4 protein-coding genes are annotated in these 4,678 nt (G+C 76.3%); 3 read left to right on the top strand and 1 reads right to left on the bottom strand.

What is annotated here, in order from left to right; translation table 11 throughout:
• The first annotated feature begins 158 nt into the window (after window positions 1-158).
• Both I6A81_RS40475 and I6A81_RS40470 read left to right on the top strand, forming a co-directional pair.
• On the top strand, window positions 159-1,055 hold the full coding sequence (locus tag I6A81_RS40475) for a purine-nucleoside phosphorylase (protein ID WP_407661466.1): 897 nt from the start codon (window positions 159-161) through the stop codon (window positions 1,053-1,055).
• 69 nt (window positions 1,056-1,124) lie between these two features.
• Complete coding sequence (locus I6A81_RS40470) at window positions 1,125-2,855, top strand: phospho-sugar mutase (protein WP_203007715.1); 1,731 nt, start codon at window positions 1,125-1,127, stop codon at window positions 2,853-2,855.
• A gap of 7 nt (window positions 2,856-2,862) precedes the next feature.
• Here I6A81_RS40470 and upp read toward each other — a convergent pair whose 3' ends face one another.
• Entirely contained in the window at window positions 2,863-3,486 is a 624-nt protein-coding gene (gene upp, locus I6A81_RS40465) for a uracil phosphoribosyltransferase (RefSeq protein WP_203007716.1), read from the bottom strand.
• 149 nt (window positions 3,487-3,635) lie between these two features.
• On the opposite strand from upp, the gene deoC reads away from it, so the two are divergent.
• Complete coding sequence (gene deoC / locus I6A81_RS40460; RefSeq protein WP_203007717.1) at window positions 3,636-4,430, top strand: deoxyribose-phosphate aldolase; 795 nt, start codon at window positions 3,636-3,638, stop codon at window positions 4,428-4,430.
• Window positions 4,431-4,678: the final 248 nt, after the last annotated feature.

Genomic DNA, 4,678 nt, shown 5'->3' with positions numbered 1-4,678 from the left:
CCGGGGGGGGGGGGGGGGGGGGGGGGGGGGCCGCCCCCCCGGGGGCGCCCCCCGCCTCCCGTTTCCGCTTTCGCCGGCGGAGCGGCCGGCGCGGCACGAACCAGTCGCGGACGTCGGCCGACGGCGGCGCGATCGGCGGCGCGGGGCGTGCCGGGCGCGTGCCGGGCACGCCGTACAGTCGGCCCGTGACGCAGCTTGCCGACGACGCCGACCGCGGAGCCCCTGACGGCGCGCGCCAGGAGATCCCAGCGCCGTCTCCGGCCAGGCCGGACGCCGCCGCCTCCGCCGCCCGGCTCACCGCCGCCACCGGCGCGGACCGGCATGACGTGGCCGTCGTGCTCGGCTCGGGCTGGAAGCCCGCCGCCGAGACGCTCGCGGCCCGGGGCCGGGTGCTCGCCGAGGTGTCCTTCGCCGAGCTCGGCGGCTTCCCGGAGACGACCGTGCCGGGGCACGGCGCCTCGGTCCGTTCCGTCGAGCTGAACGGCCGCCGGCTGCTGCTGTTCCTCGGCCGGGTGCACGCCTACGAGGGCCACGACCTGGCGCACGTCGTCCACGGGGTGCGCACGGCCTGCGCGGCGGGCGTCTCGACGGTGGTGCTGACCAACGCGGCCGGCGGGCTGCGCCCCGACATGTACGTCGGCCAGCCCGTCCTCGTGGCCGACCACCTGAACCTGACCGGGCGCTCGCCGCTCGTCGGCCCGGCGTTCACCGACCTCACCGACGCCTACGCGCCGCGGCTGCGAGCGCTCGCCCGCGAGGTCGAGCCGACGCTGGCCGAGGGCGTGTACGCGGCACTGCCCGGCCCGCACTTCGAGACCCCGGCCGAGATCCGGATGCTGCGCGTGCTCGGCGCCGACCTGGTCGGCATGTCGACGGTGCACGAGACGATCGCCGCCCGCAACGCCGGCGCCGAGGTGCTCGCGATCTCGCTGGTCACCAACCTGGCCGCCGGCATGACCGGCGAGCCGCTGAACCACCTGGAGGGCCTCGCCGCCGGCGAGGCCGCCGCCACCCGCATGGGCGCCCTGCTGGCCGAGGTCGTCTCCCGGCTCTGACCGGCTCCCGCGGGCGAGGGCGCGCGGGCGGGTGACGTGCCGGCACGTGGGCGGGCAGCATGGGCAGGCGTGGAACTCATCGCCCGGGCGCGGTCCTGGGCCGCGCAGGACCCCGACCCCGCCGACCGCGCCGAGATCGAGGCGCTCGTGGGAGCCGCGCGCGCCGGGGACGCCGCGGCCGAGGCGGAGCTCGCCGACCGGTTCACCGGCTGCCTGACGTTCGGGACCGCGGGGCTGCGCGGGCCGCTGCGGGCCGGCCCCAACGGGATGAACCACGCCGTGGTCCGCCGGGCCGCCGCCGGCCTCGCCACCTGGCTGACCGCCGCCGGGGCGCGGGGTACGGCGCGCGTCGGCGAGGGCACCGGGCCGCCGGCCGTGGTCATCGGGTTCGACGCGCGGCGGCGCAGCGACGCGTTCGCGCTGGACAGCGCGCGGGTGTTCGCGGGGGCGGGGCTGCGGGCGCTGGTGTTGCCCGGCCCGCTGCCAACACCCGTGTTGGCGTTCGCCGTCCGCAGGCTAGGCGCCGCCGCGGGCGTGATGGTGACCGCCAGCCACAACCCGGCCACCGACAACGGCTACAAGGTCTATCTCGGCGGACCAGCCGGCGCCCCGGCCAGCGGCGCCCAGCTGGTCGCGCCCGCCGACGCGCAGATCGAGGCCGCGATCGCCGCCGCCCCACCGCCCATGGCCATCCCGCTCGCCGACACCTGGACCAGGCTCGGCGACGACGTCGTGGCCGCCTACGTCACCGAGGCGGCGGCCACGCTCGCGCCGGCCACCGCCCCGGCCGGTCTCCGGATCGCCTACACGCCGCTGCACGGCGTCGGGCTGGGGGTGCTGCGGCGGGTGTTCGCCGCGGCCGGCCTGCCGGAGCCGGCCGCCGTCGCCGAGCAGGCCGAGCCCGACCCGGACTTCCCGACGGCGCCGTTCCCGAACCCCGAGGAGCCGGGCGCGATGGACCGGGTCCTGGCGCTGGGGGAGGCGATCGGCGCGGACGTCGTCCTCGCCAACGACCCGGACGCGGACCGGCTCGCCGTCGCCGTCGGCCGCCGGGTTCTCACCGGCGACGAGCTGGGCCTGCTGCTCGCCGACGAGGTGCTGCGCCGCGCGCCCGGCCCGGTCGCCACCACCGTCGTCAGCTCCACGGCGCTGCGCGCGCTCGCCGCCCGCCGGGGAGTCGGCTGCTCGGAGACGCTCACCGGCTTCAAATGGATCATGCGTGCCGACCCGGCTCTCGTCTTCGGCTACGAGGAGGCCCTCGGCTACGCCACGCGGCCCGACCTCGTCCGGGACAAGGACGGTCTCACGGCGGCGGTGGCCATCGCCCGCATCGCCGCCGCCGAGGCCGCCCGTGGCCGTGGCCTGCTCGACCGCCTCGACGACCTCGCCCGCGAGCTCGGCGTCGCGGCGACCGAGCAGGTATCCCTCCGGGTCGACGACCTGGCCGCCAGCACGGCCCTGCTGCGCCGCCTGCGCGCCGATCCGCCCGACGAGATCGCCGGCCTGCCGGTTGCCGCCGTCCGTGACCTGCTCGCCCCGACCGGCGCGGACGAACGGCTCCCGCGCTCCGACGTCCTGATCTTCAGCCTCGCCGGGGGCGCCCGCGCCGTCGTCCGCCCGAGCGGCACCGAGCCCAAGCTCAAGATCTACCTGGAAGCCACCGAACCGGTCAGCGCGGACGGCGATCTCGCGAGCGCCCGCGCCCGGTCCGCCGAGCGGCTGGCGGGCCTCGTCCGGTGGGCCAGGTCCCTCGGCCAGACGGCGGGCCGTCCGCCGAGCCCCACGCCACCAGCCCCGTGACGCCGGATCAGACCGCGCCGAAGAGACGGTCGCCGGCGTCACCCAGGCCGGGGACGATGTAGGCGGTCTCGTTGAGGCCCTCGTCGACGGTGGCGGTGACGACACGGATGTCCAGGCCGCTGGCCTCCAGCGCGGCGATTCCCTCAGGCGCCGAGACGACCGAGACGACGACGACGCCGCTGGCGCCGCGAGCGGCGAGCAGCCGCAGCGCGTGCAGCGCGGACCCGCCGGTGGCCAGCATCGGGTCGAGCAGCAGCACCGGGCGCTCGGACAGGTCGGCGGGCACGGACTCCAGGTAGACGGTCGGCTGGAACGTCTCCTCGTCACGGGCGAGACCGATGAAGGCGCTGACCGCGTCCGGGATGAGGGCGTGCGCGGCCGGGAGCATGCCAAGCCCCGCGCGCAGGACGGGGACGACGACCGGCTCGGCCGCGAGCCGCGCGCCGGTGGTCTCGGCGAGCGGCGTCGTCACCGGCACGGCCACGGTCGGCAGCCCCCGGGTGGCCTCGTAGATCAGCATCGTCGCCAGGTCGTGCAGCGCGGAACGGAAACTCACCCTGGGGGTCGTCTCGTCCCGCAGGAGCGTGAGCGCCACCGCCGCGAGCGGATGGTCGAGGACATCTACCTGCACGAAACGCTCCCTGCTCCAGTTCCGCGCCCGCCGCGCGGCCGCCCGGCCGCGCGCGCCGCGGGCCCGACAAGCACGTCTACCACCGCGCGTCGGAACGAAGGCGGGCAGGGGCCTCGTCGGAAGGGCGACCTCGGATAAAGATGAGGGCCATGACGACGGCCCAGGAACCGGACCAGCCCGCCCCCACCGGCCCGCGCGGGCCGTTCCCGCCTGCTCCGGAAACGCCGCCGCTGCCCCCCGTGCCGACGAACCGGGCGGAACTGGCGGCGATCATCGACCACACCCTGCTGAAGCCCGACGCGACCGCGGACGACGTCCTCAAACTGTGCGCGGACGCCGCGAAGTTCGGCGTCGCCGCGGTCTGCGTGGCACCGACGCACGTGTACCTGGCCGCGGCCAGCGCCCGCCAGGAGGCGCGGAACTCCGGCGACACCTCCCGGCCCGCCTACGCGGTGGCCTCGGTGATCGGCTTCCCGCACGGCAACCACCTGACCGCGATCAAGGTCGAGGAGACCCGGCGAGCGGTCGCGGACGGCGCGACCGAGATCGACATGGTGATCGACATCGCGAACGCGATCGACGAGAACTGGGTCGCGATGGAGACCGAGATCCACGACGTGCGGCTGGCCGCGCCCGCGCCGGTCATCCTCAAGGTCATCCTGGAGACGACCCTGCTGCCCGACGCGACGATCCGCTCGGCCTGCCGGGCGGCGCTCGCCGGCGGCGCGGACTTCGTCAAGACCTCCACCGGCTTCCACCCGGGCGGCGGCGCGAGCCTGCGGGCCGTGCGGGCGATGCACGCGGCCGTCGGCGGCCGCTTGGGGATCAAGGCGTCCGGCGGGATCCGCACCACCTCCCAGGCGCTCGCGTTCGTGCAGGCCGGCGCGACCCGCCTCGGCCTGTCCGCCACCGCCGACGTCCTCGCCGAAATGCCTCCTGGTTAGGGTTTCGCTGTTGGGTTCCGTTGCGCTGTGCTCGCGTTTCCTACACGGGGTAGCCCCGATCCGCACAGCAAGACCCGACCCCACCCAGCCTGCCGGCAGCGGCCCACACCATGATCCGCTGTGCTCGCGTTTCCTACACGGGGTAGCCCCGATCCGCACAGCAAGACCCGACCCCACCCAGCCTGCCGGCAGCGGCCCACACCATGATCCGCTGTGCTCGCGTTTCCTACACGGGGTAGCCCCGATCC

It is taken from the genome of Frankia nepalensis (assembly GCF_016786325.1).
Lineage (GTDB): Bacteria > Actinomycetota > Actinomycetes > Frankiales > Frankiaceae > Pseudofrankia > Pseudofrankia nepalensis.
Note: the sequence above shows the minus strand (reverse complement) of the source record. Positions and strands in the feature narration are given on the sequence as shown.